The sequence below is a fragment of the Sphingobium sp. UBA5915 genome, assembly GCF_002431195.1.
GTDB classification, from domain to species: Bacteria; Pseudomonadota; Alphaproteobacteria; order Sphingomonadales; family Sphingomonadaceae; genus Sphingobium; species Sphingobium soli.
In genome coordinates this window covers 77,300-104,151 of sequence record NZ_DJDV01000075.1, presented here as the reverse complement: position 1 = coordinate 104,151, position 26,852 = coordinate 77,300, and the positions used below count along the sequence as shown (strand labels likewise).

29 protein-coding genes are annotated in these 26,852 nt (G+C 64.4%); 15 read left to right on the top strand and 14 right to left on the bottom strand.

Features of this window, described 5'->3' with window-relative positions; translation table 11 throughout:
- Positions 1–1,320 carry an ATP-binding protein gene (locus tag B2V90_RS12655; protein WP_228220710.1) on the top strand — a complete coding sequence of 440 codons (1,320 nt, stop codon included), beginning with the start codon at positions 1–3 and terminating at the stop codon, positions 1,318–1,320.
- A gap of 16 nt (positions 1,321–1,336) precedes the next feature.
- Here the strand turns inward: B2V90_RS12655 and B2V90_RS12650 are convergent, their stop codons facing one another.
- Positions 1,337–2,998, bottom strand: a complete 1,662-nt coding sequence (locus B2V90_RS12650; RefSeq protein ID WP_228220711.1) for an alkaline phosphatase family protein — start codon at positions 2,996–2,998, stop codon at positions 1,337–1,339.
- A 77-nt stretch (positions 2,999–3,075) separates the two neighbouring features.
- Between B2V90_RS12650 and B2V90_RS12645 the strand changes: the two genes are divergently transcribed.
- The 11 genes from B2V90_RS12645 to B2V90_RS12595 all read left to right on the top strand — a co-directional run bounded on the left by B2V90_RS12645 (position 3,076) and on the right by B2V90_RS12595 (position 13,781).
- The gene (locus tag B2V90_RS12645; RefSeq protein WP_228220712.1) at positions 3,076–5,103 is read left to right on the top strand and encodes a protein-disulfide reductase DsbD family protein; all 2,028 of its coding nucleotides are present in this window, start codon (positions 3,076–3,078) and stop codon (positions 5,101–5,103) included.
- Complete coding sequence (locus B2V90_RS12640) at positions 5,103–5,840, top strand: TlyA family RNA methyltransferase (RefSeq protein ID WP_228220713.1); 738 nt, start codon at positions 5,103–5,105, stop codon at positions 5,838–5,840. Before B2V90_RS12645 ends, B2V90_RS12640 begins: the two co-directional genes overlap by 1 nt.
- Positions 5,841–5,936: 96 nt before the next feature.
- Entirely contained in the window at positions 5,937–6,986 is a 1,050-nt protein-coding gene (locus B2V90_RS12635; RefSeq protein ID WP_228220714.1) for an efflux RND transporter periplasmic adaptor subunit, read from the top strand.
- A gap of 12 nt (positions 6,987–6,998) precedes the next feature.
- Complete coding sequence (locus B2V90_RS12630; RefSeq protein ID WP_228220715.1) at positions 6,999–10,097, top strand: efflux RND transporter permease subunit; 3,099 nt, start codon at positions 6,999–7,001, stop codon at positions 10,095–10,097.
- Between the two features lie 27 nt (positions 10,098–10,124).
- On the top strand, positions 10,125–10,676 hold the full coding sequence (locus B2V90_RS12625) for a TspO/MBR family protein (protein ID WP_228220716.1): 552 nt from the start codon (positions 10,125–10,127) through the stop codon (positions 10,674–10,676).
- 38 nt (positions 10,677–10,714) lie between these two features.
- Complete coding sequence (locus B2V90_RS12620; protein WP_009822456.1) at positions 10,715–11,059, top strand: accessory factor UbiK family protein; 345 nt, start codon at positions 10,715–10,717, stop codon at positions 11,057–11,059.
- A 40-nt stretch (positions 11,060–11,099) separates the two neighbouring features.
- Entirely contained in the window at positions 11,100–11,606 is a 507-nt protein-coding gene (locus B2V90_RS12615) for a YbjN domain-containing protein (RefSeq protein ID WP_009822455.1), read from the top strand.
- A 3-nt stretch (positions 11,607–11,609) separates the two neighbouring features.
- A complete protein-coding gene (locus tag B2V90_RS12610) occupies positions 11,610–12,422 on the top strand; it encodes a pyrroline-5-carboxylate reductase family protein (RefSeq protein WP_228220717.1) in 813 nt (270 codons plus the stop codon).
- Positions 12,423–12,485: 63 nt separating this feature from the next.
- Positions 12,486–12,998: an asparaginase domain-containing protein gene (locus tag B2V90_RS12605; protein ID WP_228220718.1), complete on the top strand. Its 513-nt coding sequence runs from the start codon at positions 12,486–12,488 to the stop codon at positions 12,996–12,998.
- Between the two features lie 41 nt (positions 12,999–13,039).
- Positions 13,040–13,447 (top strand): hydroxyisourate hydrolase, encoded by a 408-nt coding sequence (gene uraH / locus B2V90_RS12600; protein WP_228220719.1) that lies wholly within the window; start codon positions 13,040–13,042, stop codon positions 13,445–13,447.
- Positions 13,448–13,526: 79 nt separating this feature from the next.
- Positions 13,527–13,781, top strand: a complete 255-nt coding sequence (locus tag B2V90_RS12595) for a hypothetical protein (protein WP_009822451.1) — start codon at positions 13,527–13,529, stop codon at positions 13,779–13,781.
- Between the two features lie 88 nt (positions 13,782–13,869).
- Here B2V90_RS12595 and B2V90_RS12590 read toward each other — a convergent pair whose 3' ends face one another.
- From B2V90_RS12590 to B2V90_RS12570, 5 genes are all read right to left on the bottom strand, one after another.
- Positions 13,870–14,397 (bottom strand): CarD family transcriptional regulator, encoded by a 528-nt coding sequence (locus tag B2V90_RS12590; RefSeq protein ID WP_009822450.1) that lies wholly within the window; start codon positions 14,395–14,397, stop codon positions 13,870–13,872.
- Positions 14,398–14,634: 237 nt separating this feature from the next.
- The gene (fdxA, locus tag B2V90_RS12585; RefSeq protein WP_228220720.1) at positions 14,635–14,973 is read right to left on the bottom strand and encodes a ferredoxin FdxA; all 339 of its coding nucleotides are present in this window, start codon (positions 14,971–14,973) and stop codon (positions 14,635–14,637) included.
- A 115-nt stretch (positions 14,974–15,088) separates the two neighbouring features.
- Positions 15,089–15,736: a heme exporter protein CcmB gene (locus B2V90_RS12580; protein ID WP_228220721.1), complete on the bottom strand. Its 648-nt coding sequence runs from the start codon at positions 15,734–15,736 to the stop codon at positions 15,089–15,091.
- Positions 15,733–16,332, bottom strand: a complete 600-nt coding sequence (gene ccmA, locus B2V90_RS12575) for a heme ABC exporter ATP-binding protein CcmA (RefSeq protein ID WP_228220722.1) — start codon at positions 16,330–16,332, stop codon at positions 15,733–15,735. Before ccmA ends, B2V90_RS12580 begins: the two co-directional genes overlap by 4 nt.
- A complete protein-coding gene (locus tag B2V90_RS12570) occupies positions 16,329–16,736 on the bottom strand; it encodes a metallopeptidase family protein (RefSeq protein ID WP_009822446.1) in 408 nt (135 codons plus the stop codon). Before B2V90_RS12570 ends, ccmA begins: the two co-directional genes overlap by 4 nt.
- Positions 16,737–16,777: 41 nt before the next feature.
- Here B2V90_RS12570 and B2V90_RS12565 point away from each other — a divergent pair, with 41 nt between their 5' ends.
- Positions 16,778–17,068, top strand: coding sequence for a 4a-hydroxytetrahydrobiopterin dehydratase (locus tag B2V90_RS12565; protein ID WP_228220723.1), 291 nt, complete (start codon positions 16,778–16,780; stop codon positions 17,066–17,068).
- On the opposite strand, the gene B2V90_RS12560 is transcribed toward B2V90_RS12565, so the two are convergent.
- The 3 genes from B2V90_RS12560 to B2V90_RS12550 all read right to left on the bottom strand — a co-directional run bounded on the left by B2V90_RS12560 (position 17,069) and on the right by B2V90_RS12550 (position 20,703).
- The gene (locus tag B2V90_RS12560; RefSeq protein ID WP_228220875.1) at positions 17,069–17,572 is read right to left on the bottom strand and encodes a hypothetical protein; all 504 of its coding nucleotides are present in this window, start codon (positions 17,570–17,572) and stop codon (positions 17,069–17,071) included.
- Positions 17,573–17,601: 29 nt separating this feature from the next.
- Entirely contained in the window at positions 17,602–19,935 is a 2,334-nt protein-coding gene (locus B2V90_RS12555) for a patatin-like protein (RefSeq protein WP_228220724.1), read from the bottom strand.
- 69 nt (positions 19,936–20,004) lie between these two features.
- Complete coding sequence (locus B2V90_RS12550) at positions 20,005–20,703, bottom strand: endonuclease/exonuclease/phosphatase family protein (RefSeq protein WP_228220725.1); 699 nt, start codon at positions 20,701–20,703, stop codon at positions 20,005–20,007.
- Positions 20,704–20,790: 87 nt separating this feature from the next.
- On the opposite strand from B2V90_RS12550, the gene radA reads away from it, so the two are divergent.
- Both radA and B2V90_RS12540 read left to right on the top strand, forming a co-directional pair.
- Positions 20,791–22,158 (top strand): DNA repair protein RadA, encoded by a 1,368-nt coding sequence (gene radA, locus B2V90_RS12545; RefSeq protein WP_293921532.1) that lies wholly within the window; start codon positions 20,791–20,793, stop codon positions 22,156–22,158.
- 11 nt (positions 22,159–22,169) lie between these two features.
- Positions 22,170–22,688 carry a CvpA family protein gene (locus B2V90_RS12540; RefSeq protein WP_009822440.1) on the top strand — a complete coding sequence of 173 codons (519 nt, stop codon included), beginning with the start codon at positions 22,170–22,172 and terminating at the stop codon, positions 22,686–22,688.
- Positions 22,689–22,692: 4 nt separating this feature from the next.
- On the opposite strand, the gene B2V90_RS12535 is transcribed toward B2V90_RS12540, so the two are convergent.
- The 5 genes from B2V90_RS12535 to B2V90_RS12515 all read right to left on the bottom strand — a co-directional run bounded on the left by B2V90_RS12535 (position 22,693) and on the right by B2V90_RS12515 (position 26,834).
- Positions 22,693–22,881: a hypothetical protein gene (locus B2V90_RS12535; RefSeq protein WP_293921521.1), complete on the bottom strand. Its 189-nt coding sequence runs from the start codon at positions 22,879–22,881 to the stop codon at positions 22,693–22,695.
- Between the two features lie 65 nt (positions 22,882–22,946).
- A complete protein-coding gene (locus B2V90_RS12530; RefSeq protein ID WP_228220876.1) occupies positions 22,947–23,843 on the bottom strand; it encodes an NAD-dependent epimerase/dehydratase family protein in 897 nt (298 codons plus the stop codon).
- 24 nt (positions 23,844–23,867) lie between these two features.
- Positions 23,868–24,995 carry a glutamate 5-kinase gene (gene proB / locus B2V90_RS12525; RefSeq protein WP_228220728.1) on the bottom strand — a complete coding sequence of 376 codons (1,128 nt, stop codon included), beginning with the start codon at positions 24,993–24,995 and terminating at the stop codon, positions 23,868–23,870.
- 99 nt (positions 24,996–25,094) lie between these two features.
- Positions 25,095–26,186 (bottom strand): GTPase ObgE, encoded by a 1,092-nt coding sequence (obgE, locus tag B2V90_RS12520; protein ID WP_009822436.1) that lies wholly within the window; start codon positions 26,184–26,186, stop codon positions 25,095–25,097.
- A gap of 30 nt (positions 26,187–26,216) precedes the next feature.
- The gene (locus B2V90_RS12515) at positions 26,217–26,834 is read right to left on the bottom strand and encodes a TetR/AcrR family transcriptional regulator (RefSeq protein WP_228220729.1); all 618 of its coding nucleotides are present in this window, start codon (positions 26,832–26,834) and stop codon (positions 26,217–26,219) included.
- Between the last annotated feature and the right edge of the window lie 18 nt (positions 26,835–26,852).

Below are 26,852 nucleotides of genomic sequence, written 5' to 3'. Positions count from 1 at the left end.
ATGCGCGGATCGCTCGGGCTGCTGGGACGGCTCTTTGCGATCCTGCTGCTGACCGTGCTGCTGGAATTTGCCGTCGGCACGCTGATCTACGAACGGACCAGCCAGCTTTATCTGCAGGACGACGAAGCGCGACGCCTGGCGGAACATCTGGTCATCGCGCGCAAGCTGCTGACCGAACAGCCGCCGGAGGATCGCCGCCTGCTGGGCATCCAGCTGACGACTGATCGCTACGACGTCCACTGGTCGCCCGCTGCGCCGCCTCCGCCGCCACTGTCGCCCGAGCTGGAACGGATGCGCCGGCAGATCATTGCCTGGGAACCCAGTCTGGAACGATCGCAGCTCTGGTTGCGCCTGACTCCCGGTCGCCATTCCGAAATCAATGGCGGGCTGCGGCTGGCCGACGGCAGCTGGCTCTATTTCGGCATGCCGCATGGCGGTGGAAAATGGGCGTTCACCATTGGGCGCATGGGGCTGGCGCTGATCCCGGTGCTGGCGCTGCTGCTTGCCGGATGGGTCCTCATTCGCCGGACGCTGGCACCGCTGCGCGACCTGACGCATGCGACTCATCGCATTGGCCTTGGGTCCGAAGTCATCGTGCCGGAAGCGGGCACCGCCGATGTGCGTAATCTCATCAGCGCGTTCAACGCCATGCAGGCGCGCATGCATCGCCTGATTAACGAGCGGACGGAAACGCTGGCAGCGGTTGGGCATGACTTGCGCACGCCCTTGGCGCGCCTGCAATTGCGGCTTGAAGGGGTGCGGGATGACGAGACGCGCGATGCCATGGCCGACGACCTGGAGGAGATGGGAGCGATGCTGGAATCGCTGCTCGCGTTCCTCGGGGGCGAAAAGGACCCCGAACCGGTCGTGCGCACCGACATCGCAGTCAGCATCGCGACGGTGGTCGATGCCTTTCAGGACCATGGTCAGGACGTCAGCTATGATGGCCCCGATCATCTGGAAATGGAGGTGCGCGGCTTGTCCTTGCGCCGGGCGGTGCGCAACCTTGTCGAGAACGCGCTCCATTATGGCGATCGCGCCCGCGTTTCGCTGCTACGCAAGGGGCAGGAGGTTCTGATCCGCGTCGATGATGACGGTCCGGGCATTCCGCGCGAGCGGCTGGAGGAAGTGTTGCGGCCTTTTTCCCGGCTGGATGACGCGCGCCAGCGCAATACGCGTGGACTGGGGCTGGGCCTGGCAATCGTGCAGAAAGCGGTGGCGGTCGAGGGCGGCCATTTGACGCTGGCGAACCGGCCGGACGGCGGTCTGCGCGCGGAAATTTGCCTGCATCTGCCCCGGTCGACCGCGCGCGGCGGCTGACCGGGCCACAGATCAATCAGTGTGCCGCGCAGCTGTCGCCGTCGCCAGCGATCAGATCGAGGCATCGACCGTCAATTTCGGTCTTCGGCACGGGCAGGCCGATCAGCGCGGCAAGGCTGGGCAGGATGTCCACCGTCTCCACGCCCAGCGGCTGTTCGAAATGCCGCATCCCCTTGCGCCAGAACAGGATTGGCACGCGGCGGTCCAGGTCCCAGGGCGATCCATGGGTCGCCACCGCGCCCATTACCGCCCGTTCGGGGATCGACATGATATTGGGCTTGAGCAGCACAAGCAGGTCGCCGGAACGCTCTGGATAAAAGCTGGCGCGCGCCTCCTGGATCAGGCTCCAATTTTCGGGGCGGCCGGTGGGTGACGGTGTGGCGGCGATCTCGGCCTTGGTGAAGACCGCCTGCACCTGCGGATGGGCGCGCAGCAGCCTCAGCGTCGCGGCTTCGACCTTAGCGCGCTCGGCAGCGGACAGTCCCCGGTCGAAATAGAGGTCGCCTGCCGCGCCATCGGCCCAGATCAGCGTGCGACCGGGCATGCCGACCTGCTGCGCGATCGTGGCATTCAGCGCCTTGGGAGTCAGCGCGATATCGACACGGCTTTCCATCGGCATGGCGTTCATCCGATGCCGTTCTGGCAGGTCGTGGCCACCATGATCGGCGGTCAGCACGACCGCATAGTCGATTCCGTCCTTGTCCAGCCGGTCGAAGAAGGCGCCCAGTTCCTGATCGAGCCGAGCCACCTGGATGCAGCTTTCGGTGCCCTCGGTGCCATAGCTGTGGCCGATATAGTCGGTCGCCGACAGGCCGATCGAAATGATGTCGGTCTGCGCCTGCTTGCCAAGATCCATATTTTCGATCGCGGCGGCGGCAAAGGCCAGCGTCATCGCGTCCTGTTCGGGCGAAATGCGGAATGCATTATAATCGCCGGCGTCGCGCGCAAATCGGCCGGTGCCCACGCTGCGGTCGCCGGCCCGGACCGCGAAATCCTTCGACACGCATTGTTGCGGCAACTCGAAGCCGGGATTGGTCTGCGCCAGTCGCTGTGCCATGGCGCCATTGACCTTGGCGACCAGCGGCGGCGTCGCGATGCCCTTGTAGCTGACATAGCCCTGTGGACCGCCCAGCCACCAGACCTGATCGGCCGTCGGGCCGCCCATCATGATCGCGGCCCGATCCTTGCCGGCGATCGACACGACGCGGGTCGCGGGATTGGCCAGCTTCATGCGGCCGCCCAGTGTCGGCACCTTGAGGTGTATGGGCGAGGCGACATATTTGTCGCTGCTGCTGCCCGGCTGGCTTTCATCCTCCGCGCAATAGACGGTTTTGTCGGCGCGCGCCGTGCCCAGGTCGATCCAATTATTGGCGATGATGCCGGTGCGCGACGGGCGGCTGCCAGTCAGAATGGTCGAATGGCCGGGGCAGGTTTCGGTCGCGGCATGGCTCTGATAGCCGCGCGGGAAAACCGCGCCTTCGGTCAGCCGCTTGAGGCCGCCGACATAATATTGGCGATATTCGCTGAACAGGTCGGCAGAAAACTGATCGACGGATATGGCGACGATCAGCTTGGGCGGAGTCGCGGGGGCTGTGCTTGCCGGTGCCGGGGCAGGGCCTTGGGCCATGACGGGCATGGCGGTGGCGAGCGACAAAGCGGCGGCGACTCTTTTGAACATATGCTAGAACCTTCTCTTGCCTTGACGGCGGATGGGGAGCGACCTAGCCCCCAACCATCCACCCGACCAGAGGCCCGATGCGGATTTTTCAAGTCATCGTCATGACGCTCGCGCTGCTGGCGCTCCATCCTGTCGCATGGGCGCAGGGGGCGTTCGGCGGCGGTCCGGCCCATATCGCGGCGCAACTGGACAGTGAAAGCGACAGCCCCGCGCCCGGTGGGGCAACGACCATCGCCTTTGCCATGACCCCCGAACCGGGGTGGCATGGCTATTGGGAAAATCCCGGCGACGCGGGCCTTGGCATGAGCGTGGAATGGACCTTGCCCAGGGGTGTGACGGTCGGCCCGCTGCGCTATCCGGTGCCTGAAACGCTGCTGATTTCGGGCCTGATGAACCATGTTTATGAAGGGCCTTATGCCATCCTCGCCAATCTCAAGGTCGCGGGCGATGTGGCGCAGGGCACGCGCCTGCCGGTGGTGGCAAAGGCGCAATGGCTAGCCTGCACAGACAAGGTGTGCGTGCCCGAAAGCGGAACGTTGCGGCTCGATCTGGTCGCGGGCAACGGCGCGGTCGCGCCAGCGTCGCGGACGCGGTTTGACGCCTGGCGGATGCACTTGCCGCGGCCGCTGGGATCGCAGGCGCGCTATACGGTCAAGGACGGCCGGCTGCGCATGGCAATCCCCTTGCCCATGGAGGCGGAGGCACGGGACGTCCATCTCTTCGCGCTGACCGAAGGACTGGTCCGCTATGCGGCCGACCAACGCGTGACCCGAAAGGATAACCAGATGGTTATCGATACGGCGGCGGGTGAAGGCGTCAAGGATCGCCCGGTGCAGGCGGTGCTGCGAACGGGCGACCATGTCGGTTTCCTGCTGACGGCTGTTCCAGGGCCAGTCGAAGAACCGCAACCTGAAGGGCAGGCCGGCGCCATATTGGCGGCCTTGGGAGGCGCCTTGCTCGGCGGCCTGCTGCTCAACATCATGCCTTGCGTCTTCCCGATCCTGGGCCTCAAAGCGATGAGCCTGGCCAAGGCGGGCGGGGACGAACGCAGCGTCCGGCGGGAGGCGTTGGCCTATGCGGCGGGTGTAATCCTGACCTGTCTAGCGCTGGGAGGGCTGCTGCTGGCCCTGCGCGCTGCGGGCAATGCCGTGGGCTGGGCCTTCCAGTTACAGGATCCGCGCATCATCCTGACGTTGCTACTGCTCGTCAGCGCCATTGCCTTCAACCTTGCTGGCCTTTTCGAGCTGCGGCCTTTTGGCGGCGGAGACGGTCTGGCGGGCAAGGGCGGAACGATGGGCGCGTTCTGGACCGGCGCGCTGGTCGCCTTCGTGGCGACGCCCTGCACCGGGCCGTTCATGGCGGCCGCCATGGGCGCGGCTCTGCTGCTGCCGCTGGCCGCCGCGCTCGCCATCTTTGCAGGCCTTGGCCTCGGCCTTGCGCTCCCCTTCCTGCTGCTGGCCTACATCCCGGCACTGCGCAGCCGCCTGCCGCGCCCCGGCGCCTGGATGGGGCGGTTCCAGAAGCTGTTGTCGGTGCCGATGTTCCTGACGGCGCTGGGCCTTGCCTGGCTACTGGGCCAGCAACGCGGCGTGTCGGGCATGACCATCGGCCTTGGCGCGGCGTTGCTGCTGGCGTTGCTGCTCTGGTGGCTGGGCGCGCGCCAGCATGGCGGGAAGGGCGGTGGCCTGATCGCCGGGATCGGTGCGCTGGCATTGCTGGCCGGGGCCGCGATCGCTTTGCCCACCGCCGCCCCGGCGCAGGCTGAAAACAACGCAACTTCTGTCGCTTTCGCTGTCGAGAAACTGGATGGGCTGCGCGCCGCGAAGAAGCCTGTCTTCCTCTATTTCACCGCCGACTGGTGCCTGACCTGCAAGGCCAATGAGGCCGCCGCCATCGACCGGGCGGAGGTGCGCGCGGCGTTCGACAAGGCCGGCGTCACTGTCATGGTTGGCGACTGGACCAGTGCCGATCCCGCCATCACCCGCTTCCTGGAAAGCAAGGGGCGGTCGGGCGTGCCGCTCTATCTCTGGTATGCGCCGGGCAAGGAGGCCGTTGTGCTGCCGCAGCTGCTGACGCCCGCCACGCTTACCGCGCTGGTGCGCTGATGGCCAAGGTTCGTGCCGATCAGCTGCTTGTGGATGCGGGGCTCGCCGAAAGCCGCGCGCGCGCGCAGGCGCTGATTCTGGCTGGCCTGGTCTATCTGGGCGATCGCAAGGTTGAAAAGGCGGGCCAGCAGGTGCCGGCCGACGCGGCGCTTGACCTTCGCGGGCGCGATCATCCCTGGGTATCGCGCGGCGGCATCAAATTGGCCCACGCGCTGGAGGCGTTCGCCATCGACGTTACCGGCTTTGTGGCCATGGATGTCGGATCGTCTACCGGCGGCTTTACCGAGGTTCTGCTGACGCACGGCGCGGCGAAGGTCTATGCCGTCGACAGCGGGACCAACCAGCTCGCCTGGAAGTTGCGCAGCGACGACCGCGTCATCGTCCATGAACAGACCAGCGCCCGCATCCTGACCGATGCCCATATACCAGAGCCAGTCGATATCATCGTGTGCGATGCCAGCTTCATCAGTCTGGCCAAGGTGCTGGAAAAGCCGATCGGCTTTGCCCGACCCGGCGCGCACCTCGTCGCGCTCATCAAGCCGCAGTTCGAAGCGCGCCGGGAGGAGGTTGGCAAAAATGGAGTCGTGCGCGATCCCGCCATCCATGACCGCGTCTGCATGGAGGTGCAGGACTGGGTAGCGGCGCAGGGATGGACCGTCGCGGGACTGACGCAAAGTCCCATTACCGGTCCGCAGGGCAATATCGAATTTCTTCTGTACGCCCGGCTTGGCGGATAATCGCGCCAGCTTCGTTCCCGCCGTCGATACATAATGATACAGACCGCGACCAAGGGTCAGCTTGTGTCGCGAGGAAAGGCCCGATAGCCCCTCATCATGCGCCTTATTTTGCCCCTATTTCTCAGCGCCCTTTGTCTTGCCGGTTGCAGCGGCGAGGAACAGAAACCGCAACGCGCCGCGCCGCTGGTGACGGTCAAGCCGATCGGGACGGCGACCTTTACCGACCGGGTCGAAGCGGTCGGCACGGCGCTCGCCAATGAACAGGTCGTGTTGTCCGCGCCCGTGACCGAGCGCATTGATACTGTGAACTTCGCCGATGGTGGCTTCGTCAGCCGGGGCCAGGTGATTGCCACCATGGCTGTCGCGCAGGAAAAGGCGGAACTCGCCGCCGCGCAGGCGCAGGCGCGGCAGGCCGGCCAGCAGCTGGAGCGTATTCAGGCGCTCAAGACGCGCGGCTTTGCCACCGCCGCGTCGCTCGACCAGCAGCTTGCGCTTGCAAACGCGGCCAAGGCGGCGGCTGACCAGTCGCGCGCCGCGATCAGCGACCGGGTGATCCGTGCACCCTTTGGCGGCTGGGTCAGCCTGCGCACCATATCGCCGGGCGCGATCATCCCGGCCGGGACCGCGATCGCCACAGTGAGCGACATCAGTCGGATCAAGCTGGATTTCGCCATTCCCGAAACCCAGCTGTCGATGATCCGCGAAGGCATACCGATCGACGCGGTATCTGCCGCCTGGCCCGATCGGCCGTTCAAGGGGACGATCGCGACCATCGACCCGGTGATCGATCCGGCGACGCGCGCCGTCAGGGTCCGCGCCATCCTGCCCAATGGGGACAAGGCGCTGAAACCCGGCATGTTGCTGACCGTCAGCGTTCAGGCCAGCCAGCGGGAGTCGCTGGCGGTGCCGGAACTGGCGGTGGTGGGCGATGGCGAGGATCGTTATGTCTTCGCGCTGGACGGGCGCACCGCCAAGCGGGTGAAGGTCGATACCGGCATGCGCCAGAATGGCATGGTCGAAATTGTGGGCGGCCTCAAGGCCGGCCAGCCCATCGTGACCGAAGGTGTCGTCAAATTGAGCGACGGCGCAACGGTGCGGCTGGCCGGCGACAAGCCACAATCCGGCGCCGCCAAGGCCAAGGGCTGAGGACGCGTCGCCATGCAGCTGTCCGACCTGTCCGTCCGCCGCCCCGTATTCGCTGCGGTTGTCGCTGTGCTGCTCTGCATCGTCGGCGTGGTCGGTTATCTCAGCCTTTCGGTCCGCGAATATCCCGACACCGATCCGCCGATCGTTTCGGTGGAAACCATCTATACCGGCGCGGCAGCGTCTGTCGTGGAAACCCGCATCACCCAGTTGATCGAGGATGCAGTCGCGGGCGTGCAGGGCATTCAGACGATCACATCGACGTCGGAGGATGGCCAGTCGGACATCAACATCGAATTCGACCCCTCGCGCGATATCGACAGCGCCGCCAATGACGTGCGCGACCGGGTCGGGTCCGTGGTCGAGGATCTGCCCGAAGACGCATTGGCGCCTGAAATTCGCAAGGTGGATTCCGATGCCCGATCCATCCTGTTCCTTTCCGTATCGCGGCCGGGCTGGAGCTCCATCCAGATCAGCGACTATGTCGACCGCAATATCGTAGACCGCTTCTCCGCGATCGACGGGGTTGCCCGCGTCTTCATCGGCGGTGAGGCGCGGCCATCGACCCGTATCTGGTTCAACGCTGAGAAGCTGGCCGCGTTCGGGCTGACGCCAGCGGATGTCGAAAATGCGCTGCGCACGCAGAATGTCGAACTGCCCGCCGGCAGGTTTGAATCAAAGCAGCAGAACCAGACCCTGCGCGTCGAGCGCCCTTTCGCCACGCCGCAACAATTTGCCGATCTGGTCATCGGACGCGGGGCGGACGGCTATCAGGTGAAGCTGGGCGATGTCGCACGGATCGAGGAAGGGCCGGAAAATCCCTATAGCAGCTTCCGCTCCAATGGCGGCACCGCGATCGGCCTTGGCATCATTCGCCAGTCGGGGGCCAACACGCTGGAAGTGGCGCAAAAGGCCAAGGCGCTGATCAAGGAGCTGGAGCTGCCTGCGGGCATGTCCATCGCCATCGGCACTGACGAAAGCCTGTTTATCGAGCGCGCGATCGAGAATGTCTACGATACGCTGCTGGAAGCGGCGCTGCTCGTCATCATGGTAATCTTCCTATTCCTGGGGTCGGTCCGTGCGACGCTGGTTCCGGCTGTCACCGTGCCGATCTGTTTGCTCGCCACCTGCGCCGTGATGTGGTTGCTGGGCCTGTCGATCAATCTGCTGACGCTGCTGGCGTTCGTGCTGGCGATCGGCCTTGTGGTCGATGACGCGATCGTCGTCCTCGAAAATGTCTATCACAGGGTCGAGCAGGGTGATGATCCGCTGGTCGCGGCGTATCTTGGCTCGCGGCAGGTGGGCTTCGCGATCATCTCCACGACGTTGGTGGTGTGCGCGGTCTTCGTACCGATCATGTTCCTGGCCGGACAGACGGGCCTGCTGTTCCGGGAACTCGCCATCGCGATGATCGCGGCGATCGGCTTTTCCGGTTTCATCTCGCTCAGCCTTGCGCCGATGCTCTGTTCCAAACTGCTCAAGACCGCCGAGCGCGGGCGATTGGCGCGGTGGGTCGATAACCGGTTCCAGCGGATCGAGAGTGGCTATGCCCGCTGGCTCGACCATGTGCTGCGCAAGCCCTTGCTGCCGGTTCTGGCGGTGGTGATTTTTCTGGGCGTCGCCGGCTTCTTCTTCACCCGCCTGCCTACTGAACTGGCGCCGGCCGAAGATACTGGTGTCGTTGAATCCAGCATCAGCGCGCCCGAAGGGACCGGCTATGACCAGATGCTGGCCTATATGCTCAAGATCGAGAAGGACCTCAATTTCCTGCGCAAGGATGGCACGCTGCAAAATCTGGTGGTTCGCGCCCCCGGTGGTTTCGGGACCACCGACGATTTCAACAGTGGCAATGTCATCGCCTTCCTGCGCCCGTGGGAAGATCGCCGCATCACCACCGCGGAAGTGGCGACCATCATCAACAAGGTGATTGCCGATCAGCCCGGCGTGCGCGGCAATGCGGCGCCGCGATCGGGGCTGGGCCGGGGCCGGGGGCTGCCGGTCAATCTGGTGCTGGCGGGCGCGACCTATGAAGGTCTGGCGGCGGCGCGTGACCGGATCATGGCGGCGGCGGCCAACTATCCTGGCCTCATCAACCTCGACAGCGATTACAAGGAATCCAAGCCGCAGATGCGGATCGAGACCAATCTTCAACGGGCGGGGGACCTCGGCGTATCGGTCAATGACGTCAGCCAGGCGCTGCAAAGCCTGCTGGGGTCCCGCCGTGTCACCACCTATGTCGACCGGGGCGAGGAATATCGCGTTCTGGTGCAGGCGGAGGATGAAGGGCGCGAAACCGTCGCTGACCTGGAGCGGATCAACGTGCGCAGCCGGACCGGCGCGCTGGTGCCCCTGTCATCGCTGGTGACGGTCAAGGAAGTGGCAGGCCCGCGCCAGCTCAACCGCTTCAACAAATTGCGGGCAATCACACTGACCGCCGCGCTGGCGCCGGGCACGTCGCTGGGCGATGCGCTGACCTGGCTGGAAGGGCAGGCGCGCCAGTCGCCCGAAGTCATCGCGCTGGGCTATCGCGGCGAAAGCCAGTCGCTGCGGGAAACCGGGGGTGCGATCTGGTTGGTGTTCGGCCTCACCATCGTGGTGGTGTTCCTGCTGCTTGCGGCGCAATTCGAAAGCTTCATCCATCCCGGCGTCATCATCGCGACCGTGCCGCTCGCCGTGGCGGGCGGCGTGCTGGGGCTGGCGCTGACCGGCGGATCGGTCAACCTCTACAGCCAGATCGGCATCGTCATGCTGGTCGGCCTGGCGGCGAAGAACGGCATTCTGATCGTCGAGTTCGCCAACCAGCTGCGTGATGAGGGACTGGAAATAGGCCGCGCCATCCGGGAAGCGGCGAAGCGCCGGTTGCGGCCGATCCTCATGACATCGATCGCCACGGTCATCGGCGCGCTGCCGCTGGTGATCCGCGGCGGCGCGGGGGCGGCGGCGCGCCAGTCGATCGGCGTCGTCGTGGTGTTCGGCGTCAGCCTGGCGACGCTGATCACGCTTTTCCTCATCCCCATCTTCTATTCGCGCGTTGCCAAGCGCACGGTTTCTCCGCAAACCGTCAGCCGCAAGCTGGAATCGGCGCTCAAGGATTCGCCCGAACCAGCCGAATGAGGGACAAGCGCGGGGGTGTTGTTGCCGATGAATGGAATCGCGTCGCGGGGGCAGTTGCGCCTGTCCTATCTGCGGTGGGCGCTCGTGACCGTGCCCGCCATCGTGTTTCTGGGCTTCCTGTCTGGCCAACTCGCCAATAGCGGCTACGGCAATCGCTGGTTCGCCGCGCTGGACAAGCCCGCATTGATGCCGCCGGGCTGGGCATTCGGCGTCGCCTGGACGATCCTGTATGTGCTGATGGCGCTGGCGTTCGCGATCGTGCTGCATGCGCGGGGGGCGCAAGCGCGCGGCGTGGCGGTCGGCCTATTCCTGTTGCAACTGGTGATGAACCTGGCCTGGTCGCCGCTTTTCTTTCGAATGCATCAGGTGGACGCGGCTCTGATCCTGATTGTGGCGCTGATCGTCGCCGTGGGGCTCACCATCCGCTATTTCTGGCGCATTCGCCGACTGGCTGGCATATTGATGCTGCCCTATCTGGCCTGGCTATGTTTCGCCGCAGTTCTCAATTACGAGATTGGCCGCCTTAATCCTGATGCGGAAACCCTTGTGGCTCCGGCGCTCAGGGCCCAAGTAAGATAAAGGAAGGCGCCGGTCGCGCCGCAGGAAGGACAAGAGCAATGCAGAGCGAGAATCGCTTTTTCGACGATCTGGCCAAGCTGGTCAACGGCGCGGCCGGCACCATGGCCGGGATGACTCGCGAATTTGAATCCAACGCGCGGGAACGTGCCAAGGAATGGATCGGCGGTGTAGACTTCGTATCGCGCGAGGAATTCGATACGGTCAAGGCGATGGCTCAGGCCGCGCGTGAAGAGGTGGAATCGTTGAAAGCCCGCATCGACGCGCTGGAAGGCAAGGCTGGTGAACCAGTCGCCAAGAGCGTCAAGACCGTCAAGCCCAAGGCGAACGAAGCGCTCGATCGCAGCATCGAAGGCGTTGCCCCGCTGCCGGACGACGCCAACTGAACGACTGTCCTTTGCCGTCCTGCGGTGTTAAGGCGCGCCGATGATGGATAGCGACGAATTTGAACAGGGCGGGCAGGAAGCTGCGCCGATTGACATGCTGGCCGCTTATTTTGAGGCGCATGGCTGGAGCTTCGACCAGGTCGGCGAGGATGAGATCGTCGGCAATACGCAAGGGTCCTGGGCGCAATATGAATTGCGCGGCATCTGGCGTGACGAAGATCAGGTGCTTCAACTGCTGGTGCTGCCTGACGTGCGCGTGGCGGAAGACAAGCGTTCGGCGATCTATGAAACGCTGGGCCTCATCAACGAGCAGCTATGGATCGGCCATTTCGAATTATGGTCGTCCAGCGGCATAGTTTTGTTCCGCCATGGAGCCCTGCTGGGTGCGGGCGGCACGCTGACGCTCGATCAGGCGCAATTGCTGGTCGAAACCGCGATTGACGAATGCGAGCGCTTCTATCCGGTATTCCAGTTCGTCCTGTGGGGCGGCAAGTCGCCGTCAGAGGCGATTTCGGCCAGCCTGATCGAAACCCGCGGCGAGGCCTGATCCATGGCCAAAGGCTGGCCCGAGCATCTCTTCCTCGTCGGTTGCGGCAATATGGCCGGACAGATGTTGAACCGTTGGTTGGACTGCGGTCTTGACCCCAGCCGCGTCACAGTCCTGCGGCCAAGCGGTGGGCCCGTAGCGGACGGGGTCGATGTGGTGACGACCTATCCGCAGGCGCTGGCGCGCGGTACGACCGTGATGCTGGGCATGAAGCCCTATCAGGTCGCCGACGTCGCAGCGCAACTGGCACCGCTTTGCCATTCCGAAGTCTCGATGCTGTCGATCCTGGCGGGGACGACGTTGGGGGACCTGCGTGCGCGTTTTCCGGCGACGGGCGACATCGTGCGCGCGATGCCGAACCTGCCAGTCGGCATGGGGCAGGGCGTTGTAGCCCTCTACACCGATGCACATACTTCTCCGTCCGGCAGGGCGAATATGGAGGCTTTGCTGGGACCGCTGGGCCTTTCCGAATGGATGGCGGACGAGGCGCTGTTCAACCGGGTGACGGCGCTGTCGGGTTGTGGACCGGCCTTTCTCTTCCGCTTTGTCGACGCGCTGTCGCGAGCAGGGGAGGCGATCGGTATTCCAGCAGATCAGGCCGCGCGAATGGCGATGGCGACAGTGCAGGGCGCGGCCAATATGGCGGCGGCGGCGCAGGTGACGCCGGCGACATTGGCCGATCAGGTGGCGAGCCCCGGCGGGATGACGCGTGAGGGCCTGAACATCCTGGACGCGGACGATCGGCTGCTGACGCTTATGACCGAAACGCTGGAAGCCGCGCGGGATCGCGGAGAGGCGATGGCGCGCGGGGACTGATGGGCGGTTCCCCTTCGAAAAGCGTTAGGCTAGAGGCCCCGCAAACATCCTTCGGAGTATGCCATGCTGTCCCCCGACGCCCCGATCCTGCTGCTGACGACTGGCGGCACCATCGACAAGATTTATTTCGATGCCCTGTCCGATTATCAGGTTGGTGAAACCGTGATGGCGAAGCTGCTCGAGGTAGCCCGCGTCAAGCGGCCTTTCCGGATCGAGGAAGTCACCCGCAAGGACAGTCTGGAACTGGACGACAAGGACCGTGCACTGGTCGCGGCCCGGGTCGCAGCGGCGCGGGAACGGCACATCGTCATCACCCATGGCACCGACACCATGACCGAAACGGCGAAGGTTCTGAAAGACATAGAGGGCAAGACGATCGTGCTTGTCGGCGCCCTGGCCCCTGCGCGTTTCGGCGAGAGCGACGCAAGTTTCAATCTGGGCATGGCATTCGCCACGGCGCAGGTGGCCGAGCCGGGCGTCTATATCACCATGAGCGGATCGGTATTCCGCGCGGACAAGGTGGTAAAGGATCGCGCCAAGGGTGCTTTCGTCCCGGTCGAGGACGGGACGGCCTGAACATGCGTTTTACATATCGTCCAAAGTTGGAAGGTGCCGTCATGAAGGTCGTTTACGCATTTTCCATTTCAATCCTTGGCGCTCTTGCCGCCCTGCCGATGCCCGCGGCAGCATCGGAGATTTCGACCCATGTGCTGGACCTGGCGACGGGCACCGGCGGCGCGGGCATCCCTGCGACGCTGGAGCGGAAAAATGACGCTGGCGACTGGGTTGCGGTCGGCAGCGCGGCGACCGATGCCAATGGCCGTGTGCGCAACTTCGGGTCGGAGGTGGTGACGCCGCCGGGCATCTACCGGATTCGCTTCGACATCAGCCGCTATGCGGGCGCGGGGGCCAAGCCCTTTTTTCCTGAAATCGACATTGTTTTTCGCGCTGATGACGACAGCGCCCACTATCATGTGCCGGTTGTCATGAGCCCCTATGGCTATAGCAGCTATCGAGGCAATTAGAGGGCCGATCGGGAACCTCCGTATCCTATTTGGCATTGATCCTGCCGGGTGGCACAACAATGAGGAGGAGGACGAGATCATGGCCGATTACCAGGTCGAACAGGAACGACCAGCAACTACGACGACCACGGTGATTGAGCGTCGCAGTGGCGGCGGCATGACGCTGGCGATATTGTTGCTGGTCGTCGTGGTGGCGGTCGCTGCCTTCTTCCTGATCAGCAGTGAAACCAGCAAGGACAATGCCGTGTCCAGCGCGGCTTCTCAGGTCGGCGAAGCAGCTAGCAGCGTGGGTGATGCGGCCCAGGACGCCGCGGGCGCCGTAAAGGATCAGTAAGCTCTGGTCGCCGCGACCAGTGCGAAAAAAAGGAGCGCATCGACAGGGTCGAAGCGCTCCTTTTTTATGTCTCAAAAACGACGAATGATCAGCCCTCGACCTTTGCATATTTGGGCGCGGCCTCATTCAGGATGCGCAGGATTTTCTGTAGAGCGCTTGGTTCGTCCGTCTCTTCCATAGCGGCCAGTTCGCGCGCCAGGCGGCTCGAAGCGGCTTCGAAAATCTGGCGCTCCGAATAGCTTTGTTCCGGCTGATCGTCGGCGCGGAACAAGTCGCGGGTCACTTCGGCGATCGACACCAGATCGCCCGAATTGATTTTCGCTTCATATTCCTGCGCACGCCGCGACCACATGGTGCGCTTGACCTTGGGCTTGCCCTTGAGCGTTTCCATGGCCTCTTCCAACGTCTTGTTGGAAGAGAGCTTGCGCATACCTACGCCTTCGGCCTTGTTGGTCGGCACGCGGAGCGTCATGCGCTCCTTTTCGAACCGGAGCACATAGAGCTCCAATTCCATGCCCGCAATCTGCTCCTTCTGAAGCTCGATCACACGGCCAACGCCATGCTTGGGGTAAACGACATAATCACCAACGTCAAAGGACAGCGCCTTGGCAGCCATTTGATACCTTTCCAATTCTAGCGGGAGGCGGGCCGTCGCGGAGCAGCGAAACAAAGCGGAATGCCACAATGTGCCCGGCGCGACCCGTCAAGACATGAAGTTCATTCTCCAGGGCCGCATCTAGGGGAATCCGACCGTTGCGGCCGCTTTTAGCAGATTCGTAACAAAATTACCACCCCCAGACATAATCGCTGGGAGCGTGGCTCGATATGAGACGTTAACGCGATCGAGGCTGGCTTAGTCGCCCTTGCCCGGTTCGGGAGAAAAGAACTGGTCGAGCTTGTTCTCGACGCCATTCATGGCTTCGGCATCAGCCGGCGCATCGCCCTTGACCGTGATGTTGGGCCATTCGGCGGAATATTTGGTGTTGAGCTCCAGCCATTTTTCCAGGCCGTTCTCGGTGTCGGGCAGGATCGCTTCGGCAGGACATTCCGGCTCGCACACACCGCAATCGATGCACTCGCTGGGGTTGATAACCAGCATATTTTCCCCCTCGTAGAAACAATCTACGGGGCAGACCTCGACGCAATCCATGAATTTGCAGCGGATGCAATTGTCGGTCACGACATAGGTCATTGTTCGGGCACTCTTGTCCTTGGGAAAAGCGCCGCCCTGCTATGCCCGCCGCGCGTGAAGGTCAATGAGGATATTATTGACCGGCGTTTAGAGCCGGTTTGGCGGCCGCCTGTCGCTATTCGCGCCCGGCGCGCAGCGCTGCCCCGCCGGCGAAAGGCGTGATCGCGACTAGCAACAGCGACGCGGCCGCGAGAAATTTGAGCGCGGCTCCGCTGCCATCCCCCAATGTGCCGGCGCCGAAAATCAGCAGCGGCACGGCAAGCGGCAGCGCAAGGAGCCCCGCCAGCGCACCGCTGGAGCGCAAACCGGCAGTGAGCGTAGCGACAAGCAGGCCAAGGGCAGCAAGTGCCGGCGTACCGATGAGCAGGCCGATTTCGAGGCGGACCATCATCGCGCTGTCCAGCTTCAGCAAGGCGGCCGCGGGCAGGGCCGCAAGCATCAAGGGCGGTCCAAAGCCGATCCAGTGCGCCACCAGGCGGGCCAGCACGATCATTTCTTCGCCAGTGCCGCGCGCGGCCATCTGATCAAGCACGCCGGCCTGCGCATCCGGGGCGATCAGGCGATCCACCGGCAGCAGGCTGGCGAGCAGCGCGGCGATCCAGAGCATGCCTCCTCCGGTACGCGCGAGCAGCCGGGCGTCGGGCCCGACCGCGAAAGGGTAGAGGCTGGCGACGAGCAGCAGGAACGCCACAGGCAGCCAGAGCCCGGCCGATATCCAGGCTTGCCGCAAGTCCCGGCGGACGAGAAGCCACACCAGCCTCATTCCGGCGCGACCTGATGGTCTGGCAGGTGGATCGTCACCGGCGCGGGTATGGAAAGAGGTTGGTGGGACGCGACGAGGGAGATTCCCCCATTGGCCAGATGGCGCTCAACGGCGTAGCCCAGAAGTTCGAGCGAGGCGGCGTCGAGGCCATTGCCCGGCTCGTCCAGCAGCCATATCGCTGCACCGCTCGCGATGGTCCGCGCAAGCATGGCGCGCTTTCGTTGCCCCGTCGAAAGCATTCGCACCGGCACGCAGGCAAGCGGGCCCAAGGCCATGACGTCGATTGCGGCATCGACCTGCGCCGGGTCCGCCTTGTCGATCGCGGCCCAGAAGGACAGCGCCTTATGAAGCGTCGCATCGCTGTCCAGCGCCAGCTTCTCGTCGCATAGCGCCACGCCCCCGCTCCGGGCTACCGATCCGGTGAAAGCCGGAAGCAGCCCGGCGCAAAGCCGCAATAGGCTGGATTTGCCCACGCCATTGGGACCGGTGAGCATCGCGCCGTTCCCTGGAGCCAATGTCAGGTAAACGCCGCGGAACAACATCCGCCCGCCGCGCACGCAGGCGACGTCGTCGAGCCGCAGCGCCGCATCGATCATGATCCGACCATATCCTCCAGCACGTGCATATCGATGTCGGACAGGCCGAAATGATGGCCAATCTCATGCACGACGACATGGGTGATGAGGGCGTCGAGGGGCACCCCGGTTTCGACCCATTCGTCGAGCAGGGGACGGCGAAACAGGTGGATCATAGGGGGCGTATCGCCCGTCTGCGCGTCTTGCCCGACCGGGCGCCCGGTATAAAGCCCAGTGAGGCCGAAGGGGTCGTCAATGTCCATCGCCCGCAGCGTGTCGGAATCGGCGAAGTCTTCGACAAACAGCACGACGTTGAGCAGATGTTCCCGAAAGGGATCGGGCAGCCGGCTCAGAGCTTCAAGCGCGAGCGTTTCGATGTCCTGCGCGGTAGGCGCGAAGCGCGGCGGTTGACGGGTCTGCGACATGACTGCCACATAAGCGCAAAGCGCCGCCAAGGGATAGAGACATGATCGCCAGGTTGAACGAAGACGAACGCGCCAAGGCGCTCTCGCACCTATCGAACTGGACTGCGATTACCGACCCGGACGGACTATCCCGCCGCTTCACCTTCGCCGACTTTAACGCCGCCTTCGGTTTTATGACGCGGGTCGCCATTTTGGCGGAGAAGGCCGACCATCATCCCGAATGGTCCAACGTCTATAATCGCGTCGACATTGTGCTGACAACGCATGACGCAGGCGGCCTGTCCCAGCGGGATGTAGACCTGGCGCGGGCGATCGATGCCTTGCTGGAGTGATCAGCGATAGCTGAGCTGCGTTTCGATCCGGTCGTCATAGCCTTTCAGGGCGGCGATCACCGACGGGTCGCCGGCATAGCGCCGCCGCAGCATAGCCAGGCGCGCGTCCGTGCCCCGGCAAAGCTCGTCGATATTTTCCTGGATGAAGGCGCGGCGTTCAGCGTCATAGGGGTCCTCGCCGCGAAAATGGTCGCAGCCATCGCGCGAAACCATGAATTCCGTCACCTCGCGCGGGAAGGGCGCGGCACTGGCAGCGACGTCGGATGGGGGTAAGTCGAGCGGGAAGTAAGGGGCGGGTTGCGTACGCACGGTGACGACAGGACTGGCGGGCGTCGGAGCGGCGGCCGCTGCTGCCGGCGTAGGCTTCGGTGGCGCAGCGGGCTGAGGCGCGGGCGGTTCCGGGGCGGTAGCCTGAGTGGCTGTCGGCTGAAGCGGCTGGGCAACATCGTCCGTCTGCGCGCTGTCGTCGGACGCACGGCAGCCGGCGGTCAGCGCCAGCATCATAGCCATCGGAACCAGCACCAAACGCCTGCTCACCCGATTTCCTCCCGCAAGCTGGCGATCAAGTCCGCAACATGCGGCAAGCGCGACTCTTCCTCGTCGAGGATCGCCAGAAACGCCGCCCGCCTATAGTCGGCCAGCATGTCTGGCGAAAGCCGACTTGCCGCAGGAACACTCGAATTCACGATGTCTAGAAGCCGTTCGATGCCGTGCAGCCGCCCCCATAGATAATCATTCTCGCGATAGACCCGGCTGAAAAATGCGCCGAAGTTGTTGAATTCTATCCCTTTCAGCGTTGCTTCGGCGCCGCCCGGACGAATGGCAGAGCAATCTTCCGGCGAAATCCGGTCCACCTTGACCGGATCATATTCATCCAGAGTGTCGCCCTGGAGCAACGGTAGAGAGGCAATGTCAGTGAAGGGAAAGCCGAGATAGGCCAGCAACATGGTGCGGCGACCTGCCTTGGGCAGCCCGGCCAGAGCCTCCGCCAGCATCCGGTCGGCCGACTCGTCGCGGGCCTTGAGGTCCCGCGCCGCCGCCACCGCATCCAGCGCGGCGGCGGCGTCGCCAGGTACGGCTTTGGCTGCGGCAACGACGCTGTCGCCATAAAAGTCATGGTCTTCGCATTCGGCATAGAGAGACAGCGCGCCATAAATCGCGTCATGCATGGCGAGCACCGCAGAATCCTCCGCCTGCGCCTCTATCTCCAGAGTTTCGGCCAGACGGCGCGCCATAAATCGCAGACGGCGGATGCGGAACGCGAGATCATGGGCGCGGAAGAAGGCGACGGGTGCCGCGGCCGATCCGCTGCTCTCGCTTAATTGGTCGGCGCCCTGATTGCGCACCGCTGCCCATATTGCCTGGCGATAGGCTTCGCGCATCATGGCGCTATCCTCTCCGCTCAACCGGAACAGAAGCGCACAAAGCGATTCGACGATGCCCGATAATTTGAGATGGCCATAAGCGGGATAGGCGAAGCCGGCAGCGCCGGCGGCGCGCTGCTGCGCCTTGGCGCGCCAGGCTGACAGACGCGCGGGCGTTGGCCGGTCCAGAAACAGCATGCGGCCGACCGCGCTCTCCACATCCGCCTCAATGCCGGGGCGCAGCGCGTCGAAAATCCGCCGCATGCGACGGATGCGCGCGGAATGGCGGTCGATGACATCCAGATTGTCGCGAATGGGTTGTTCGCGCGGAATGTCGGACAGCGCGCCGAAGATGGTGCGGAAAAAGCCGGGAAGGGGCGGAGTCGCTCCGCTCGGCAGGTCTTCCTGCTGCCCCTCCTTGTTAAGGCGGATGGACCGGTGCCCCGGCTTGGGATCGATGTAGACGAAGCGCCGATCCACCTCGCGGCGTGATGGCCGGTTACGCAGCGCGCCGATCGCTTGGGCGAAGGGAGCGTTGGCCAGGACCGATCCGTCGATCAGCACGGCGTCCTCGGCGGCGCCGCGCGCGGCGTGACGCGGCAGGGCACGCGCGAGAAAAATGTCGCGGGTTGGCCAGTTGCGGTGTTTGCGCTTCAGCACCCTATCAAGTTCCCGCGCGGTAAAGGGCGGGAAAGCGCCGGGGAAACTGGCCGTCGCGCGGGCGGCGAACACCAGTTCGGCAGTGTCGGCGAACAGCCTTTCGCCCCGCCCGCGCGCGCGGAAGCCGATGGAGAGCCGATGTTCGGTTTCGATGACCTGCGGCGGACTGTTGAGATTAAGGCTTTGGGGATGGCCTTCGAAATCCGTGACCGTGACGAACAGGTCGAGCGGATGGCCTTCAGGCAGCAAGGGCGGTCCCCGATCGGCCGCCGCCATGGCATCGAACGCGTCGAGCAGCATGGTGGTGAAAATTTCTCCGCCGAACGGCGGGTCGAACCAGCGCGACCGGATGAAGCGCGACAATTTCATCCGCACCTCTTCCCGGGTGCCGGGCGCCACGGTGCGTTCCACCGCATCGCCCGGATGGCGCGCCGCCATCCAGACGAGCGGCGTCGCCCAGAATTTGGTGAAAGCGCGGGCTGGTCGGGCGTCGGGGTCCAGCAATTGATCGACATCGGCATTGTCGAGCCAGAGGTCGGTCAGCGGTTCCAGCGATTGCCCGGTTTCTATCGCTTGCGCCAGGAAGATGCCGTTGATGCCGCCGGCGCTGGCTCCTGCGATGATGTCGGGCATGACGCGCAGGCGAATGCCGCTTTGCGTCTCGATCGCGCCGATGAGCGCGCGATAGACGGCTTCGCTGCCGCTGCTGGGCGCTGCATTGTCATGATAAGCGCGGCTGGCGCGGGCGAGCCGCCACACTTCCTTGGTGATGCCGTGCATGTAGATGGCCAGGCTGATGCCGCCGTAGCAGACCAGCGCGAGCCGTAATTCCCGCTCCTTCATGGTATCAGGGTCGCAGAGGCAGAGCGCATTGTCGAGGGCGATGACAGGTTGCCGAACAGCAAGACGACCTCAATCAACAGAGAATTCCGCCCAGATCGGCAGATGATCGGATGCCTTGCGCGCGGCGGCGCTTTCATGGACGCCGCAGGTCTTCAGGGTCAGTTGGCTGCAATGCATGATACGGTCCAACCGGGCGACGGGCCGGCGAGCGTGAAAGCTGCGGCCGCAGGGGGCAAAGCTGTAATGACGGCCAAAATCAGCCAGACACCCCCCATTTGCGCTCCATTCGTTGAGATCGCCCATCAAGATGGTGGGCAAGCTTTCGCCTTGTGCAGCAGCATGGATGACCGCAGCCGCCTGCCGGCGACGCCACAGGCCCGACAGGTCAAGATGCATGCCAAACACGCGCACAGTGATGTCCTTCGCCGTGATTTCCGCCATGGTCGCGCCGCGCGGTTCCAGATAGGGCAGGTGCAGCACGTCATGGACGCCAATTTCGGCGTCCTTGCGAACCAGGATCGCATTGCCATGCCAGCCCATCGAGTCGGTCTGGATATTGAGCGGCACGGACTTGTAACCGCTCAACATGTCGAGCAGCCGCGGCGGAATGGCGGCCGAGCGTACGCCGAAACGTCGGTCTGCCTCCTGCAAGGCGATGATGTCCGCGTCGACCTCCCCCAGGACTTCCAGCACCCTTTCCGGGATCCGTCGCCGATCGGTGCCAATGGCCTTGCGAATATTGTAGCTGGCGACGCGGATCGTTTTCATGCCGTTTCAATGCCCGAGCATGGACGATGTTTCCACTGCGACCGCGATCGTTCTTGAACTGTTCCTTGCCTTTCGCCATGACAGGTCATGGCCAAGGCAAAGCGAAAATTCGTCTGTCAGCAATGCGGCACCGTCACCAACCGATGGCAGGGGCAGTGTGAGGATTGCGGCGAATGGAACAGCATTGTCGAGGAAGCCGGGGAGACGGTCTTTTCCGCGCGGCACGACCTGCAAAATGGCGGCCGGGCAATCACGCTGGTGGGTCTTGACAACACGGTCGAGCTGCCCCCGCGCACGAGCACCGGCATTGCCGAATTCGACCGGGCGCTAGGGGGCGGCATCGTTCATGGCTCCGCGACCCTTATCGGCGGCGATCCGGGTATCGGCAAATCGACCCTGCTGCTCCAGGCGGCGGCGCGGATCGCGATGCGCGGCCTTTCAGTCGCCTATATCAGCGGTGAGGAGGCGGCCGACCAAGTGCGGTTGCGGGCGCAGCGGCTGGGCCTTGGCACCGCGCCGGTGCAATTGGCGAGCGCGACATCCGTGCGCGACATATTGACCACGCTGGGGGAGGGGCCGCCACCCGCGCTGCTCATCATCGATTCGATCCAGACCATGCACAGCGACCTGATCGAGGGCGCGCCCGGAACTGTCAGCCAGGTGCGCGCCTCGTCCCAGGAACTCATCAAATTCGCCAAGCAGCGCGGCACCGCGCTGATCCTCGTGGGGCACGTCACCAAGGATGGCAGCATCGCGGGGCCGCGCGTGCTGGAACATATGGTCGATACCGTGCTGGCGTTCGAAGGCGAACGCAGCCACCAATATCGTATCCTGCGCGCGGTCAAGAACCGCTTTGGCGGTACCGACGAGATCGGCGTCTTCGCGATGGTGGCCGAAGGGTTGGAGGAGGTCGCCAATCCGTCGGCTTTGTTCCTCACCAACCGGGACGAGACGGTGACAGGCGCAACGGTCTTCCCGGCGCTGGAAGGGACGCGACCCGTGCTGGTGGAGATACAGGCGCTGGTCGTGCGCCTGTCGAGTGGCGCGACGCCGCGTCGGGCCGTCGTCGGCTGGGACAATGGCCGGCTGGCGATGATCCTTGCCGTGCTGGAGGCGCGCTGTGGCCTCAGCTTTTCGACGGCCGAGGTATATCTCAACGTCGCGGGCGGGTATCGCCTGTCCGATCCCGCCGCCGATCTGGCCGTCGCGGCCGCGTTGATCTCGGCGTTATCGGAGCGGCCGGTGCCCGCCGACGTCGTGCTGTTCGGCGAAGTCGCCTTGTCGAGCGAGATCCGGCCCGTCGCACATGCACCGCTGCGGTTGCGGGAGGCGGCCAAATTGGGCTTCAACAGGGCCTTCGTGCCCGCGTCCGCCAGCGATGGCGTGAACGGGATAGCGGTGAGTGGTTTTCGCACGCTCGCGCAGCTGGTTGACCAGATGCTGGGACGCGGATAGCCACGCAGGCGATGAACGCCATCGACATTCTCGTTCTGCTCGCCATCGGCGGGTGTGCCGTGCTGGGGCTGCTGCGCGGTTTCGTGCTGGAAACCCTGTCTCTCATCGCCTGGGTGCTGGCGATCTTCGCCATCCGTCTCTTTCATGCATCGGCTGCCGAACTGCTCAGCGCCTTTGTCGGCTCGCCGAGCGGTGCGGCGGTGCTAGCGCTGGTCCTTGTGTTCGGCGTTACATTCGGCGCGGGCAAGATGCTGGCCCATGCCATCGGCCGGCGTACGCGCCAGTCGATCCTGGGACCGGTCGACCGGGTCTTGGGCGCGGGTTTTGGCGCGGTGAAGGGTCTGATCGGCGCGACGTTGATCTTCCTTGCCTTCAGCCTGGTCTACGACACTTTCTACGGCAGCGGCGCACGCCGGCCCGATTGGCTGAGCGACGCGCGCACCTACCCGCTGCTCAATGCCAGCGGGCAGGCGATCAGCGCATTTCTGGCCGAGCAACGGGCAAAGCAGCCCGCGCCCGAGGATCGCTGAGGGCTCAGTCGTAGCTTTTGCCGGTATGCTGGGTCACATTGGCGCCGCCCCTGGCCTGATCCTCCTGCAATTCCTCGCCATGCCAGATGTTGCGCGCCAGGAAGATGACGATGACGATCGCCAGAATAAGGCCAACGACCCAGCATCCTGCGCGTTGCAGGCGGCGGGCGCTGGGCTGTTCGGAAGGGGACATGCGTTCGGTCATGGGAACCCAAGCGCCGGCTGGTCACAAGGGTTCCGTTATCCGTTAACCCAGGATCAGATCCAGCCCTTTTCTCGATAGGCGGCCGCTGTGGCTTTGAGACCGTCTTCGGTCGGAACCTGGGGCATCCACAAGCGCCGGGGCGGCTGCATCGTCGGCGCGACCACCCAGTCGGGATGGCAGAAATAGTCCACGCGGTCGGGTGTCAGCTTCGCCTTGCCGCCGCGTATCATCCGGTCTGTCCGCGCCGCCATGCCGAGTGCCCAGCGCGGCGTCGCCAATGTTCGCACCTGCCGCCCCACGGCGCGGCCGATCGCGGCGCCGAAATCGTGATGATCCCATCCGCCCGGCGTGCCGTCATCGACTTCGTAAGTGCTGGTAAGGCTGTTTTCCGTCTCCTTCGCCGCCGCCAGCAGCAGCCGTGCCAGATCGCCGACATGGATGACCGACAGCCGCCCGCCGGGGGGCAGCATCATGATCCCGCGCTTGGCCATGCGGAACAGGTCCAGCATTTCGCGATCATTGGGGCCGTAAATGGCGGGGGGACGGACGATCGTCCAATCAAGCGCGCTCGCCTTCACGTGGCGTTCGGCCAGCGCCTTCGACCAGCCATAATCCGACAATTCGGGCTCGCGCGCGGCGAGCGAGGAGACATGGACCAGCCGACGGATGCCGCGCCGGCGCATGGCGTCGATGACCGCCACCGTCCCGCGCGCATTGCCGGCCTCGAAACCGGCGCGGTCGGGCGCGTTGACGACGCCGGCAATGTGGATGACGGCATCGGCGTCGCGTACCAGCGTATCGAGCGCGGCGGCGTCTTCCAGAGCCCCTGGCACCCATTTCAGCCGGGCGCGGGGCGGTTGCGCCCGCCGCGTCAGCGCATTGACGCGCAGACCTTCTCCCAATGCCTGTTCGAGCACGTCTGTGCCCACAAAACCGGTTGCGCCGGTCATGGCGATGCGAAACGGCGCCATGGCTCAGATCATTGCCAGATGGTCGCGATGGACCAATACCGACCGGGGCATTTCGCCCAGCAGGGCGGGTATGTCCTCGCTGCGGCGGCCTGCGATCCTGGCGGCGGCGACGCTGTCATATTCGATCAGGCCACGCGCGATCACGCGGCCGTCCTGCGCCACTATGTCGATCACATCGCCGCGATCGAACACACCTTCGACGCGGGCGACACCGGCGGGTAACAGGCTGTTGCCCTTGGCCAGCGCCTGTTCCGCGCCTGCGTCCACGATGATCCGCCCTTGAGTCGTCAACCGACCCGCGAGCCAGCCCTTGCGCGCGCCCTTGGCCTGCGCGGCCAGAAATATGGAGCCCCGCCCACCATCGGCCCAATGCGACAGCGGCGCGTCAATCTTGCCAGATATAATTGCCAGATGCGCGCCTGCCCCGGTGGCGATGCGGGCCGCCTGTATCTTGGACACCATGCCCCCCGACCCCATACCCGACGCGGAGCCGCCGTCCGCCATCGCCGCGATCCGCGCGTCGATCGTCTCGATCGTATCAATCAACATCGCGGTCGCATCGACCTGCGGGTTGGCGGTGTAAAGCCCGTCAACATCGGAAAGCAGGACAACCGCGTCAGCCCGTGCCGCCTGTCCGATACGCGCCGCCAGCCGATCATTGTCGCCGAACCGGATTTCAGCGGTCGCTACGCTGTCATTTTCGTTGACGACGGGCACGACGTCGAGCGTCATCAACCGCTCCAGCGTCGCCGATGCGTTGAGGTAGCGCCGCCGGTTTTCCAGATCGTCCAGCGTCACCAGCATCTGTGCGGCCGTGATGCCTTGCTGATCGAGCAGGCCCGCCCAGCATTGCGACAGTGCGATCTGCCCGGTGGCAGCGGCGGCCTGCGCATCTTCGAGCGACCCTCGCCCGCCTTTGGGCAGTTTGAGCCGCCTTGCCCCCAGCGCGATGGCGCCCGAAGATACGATGATGACCTGCTGTCCCGCCGCCTTGCGGGCAGCGACGTCCGCGACCAGCGTGCGCAGCCAGTCAACGCGCACCTCTCCCGCAGGATCGACCAGCAGGGCCGAGCCGACCTTGATGACGAGGCGGCGGACGAGCGCAGGAGGGAAACCGGAGAGGGGGTTCATGGCGGTCTAAAATACAATCCATTCGCTTCGAGCTTGTCGAGAACCCTCGCGCATCGTTCTCGACAAGCTCGAACCGAACGGAGGCAGGCTATGGGGTTGTCAAATCGGCGACCATGGCTTCTCGGCCTCAGGCGCGTCCTCTTCCTCACGTGGTGCCGGAGCGTCCAGCATCGGCAGCACCGCGTCCAGCAGCGCGCCGACGCCTTCGCCGGTTGCGCCCGAAATGATGAACACATCCTCGACGCCGGCTTCCTCGCGTAACTGGTCGGCAATGTCTTCCATCAGTTCCTGACCCAGCAAGTCCCCCTTGTTGAGAGCGACCAGCTGGGGCTTTTCGTCCAGCCCTCCGCCATAGGCCGCCAGTTCGTCGGTCACGATGCGAAAGGCTTCGACCGGATCGTCGCCGGTCGCGTCGATCAGGTGCAACAGCACCCGGCAGCGTTCGATATGCCCCAGGAACCGATCGCCTATACCTGCTCCCTCGGCGGCTCCTTCGATAAGGCCGGGAATGTCCGCCAGCACAAATTCGCGATCGCGGTGCAGTACCACGCCAAGTTGCGGTTTGGTGGTGGTGAAGGCATAGGCGCCGACCTTCGCCTTGGTATTCGTCACTTGATTGATGAGCGTCGACTTGCCCGCATTGGGCATCCCGACGAGGCCGACATCAGCCAGCAGCTTGAGGCGCAGCCATACCCACATTTCCTGGCCCGGCCAGCCCGTGCCATGCTGGCGCGGGGCGCGATTGGTGCTCGTCTTGTACGAGAGGTTCCCCCGCCCGCCATCGCCGCCGCGCAGCAGGACGATGCGCTGGCCTACCTCGGTGAAGTCGGCAAGTAGTTCCTGCTCATATTCCATCGATCCGTCTTCGTCCTCCGTCCCCTCAATCGGGGTCGGATCGGACAGGATCTGCGTGCCGACCGGCACCTTGACGACCAGGTCGTCGCCGCCCGCGCCATAGCGATTCTTGCCCATGCCGGGCTGGCCGCGCTGCGCCTTGAAATGCTGGGTGTAGCGAAAATCGATCAGCGTGTTGAGGCCGGCCACGGCTTCAAAGATGATGTCGCCGCCCTTGCCGCCATTGCCGCCGTCCGGGCCGCCATATTCGACATATTTTTCGCGCCGGAAGCTGACCGCGCCAGGACCGCCCCAGCCGGACTTGATAAAGATTTTTGCTTGATCGAGGAAATGCATGGCGCGCCCATAGCCCCATTGGCGGCAAAGTTAAACCTCGGCTTGCGCGGCGATCGTCGCGGCCTCCTGCATCAGGGCAAAGGTGAGGCTGCGGGTCGCGATTTCACGCGCCTTGGCCCGTGGCAATCCGATCGCGGCGGCCATCGGCCCACCCAATTGCGAATCGCCCAGTGCGAGCAGGACCAGCATCAGCGTATTTTCCCGGATCAGTTCAGCAAGGTCCGCGCTCAACGCACTGCCGGCGATCCGATCGACGAGGCGGTGGATCGCTTCCACCACCGGGTCGAGCGCATCCTCATTGCCGGATGCGAGCATCCAGCTGGCGAGCGCGCCCGCGCCCTGCGCGTCAAAGGCGTCGAAGGTCATGTCGACGATAGCGCGCGGACCCACTTCGCCGCGTCGGGCGGCCTCCACCGTCTCGCCGATGCTGGCGGTGATGGTCTCGGCCAAATGCGCCGCCAGCGCCTTTTGCAGCCCGGCCGCCGATCCGAAATGGTGGAGAAGATTGGCATGGGTACGATCGATCCGGCTCGCCACGGCCTTCAGCGTCACGGCCTGCGGTCCCGCCTCGATCAACAGCGCGCGCGCGGCCTCCATGGCGGCGCGGCGGCTCTGGTCGGGGCTAAGGCGTGCGCGTTTTATTGACATTGGTGTCAGTTTCTCTTA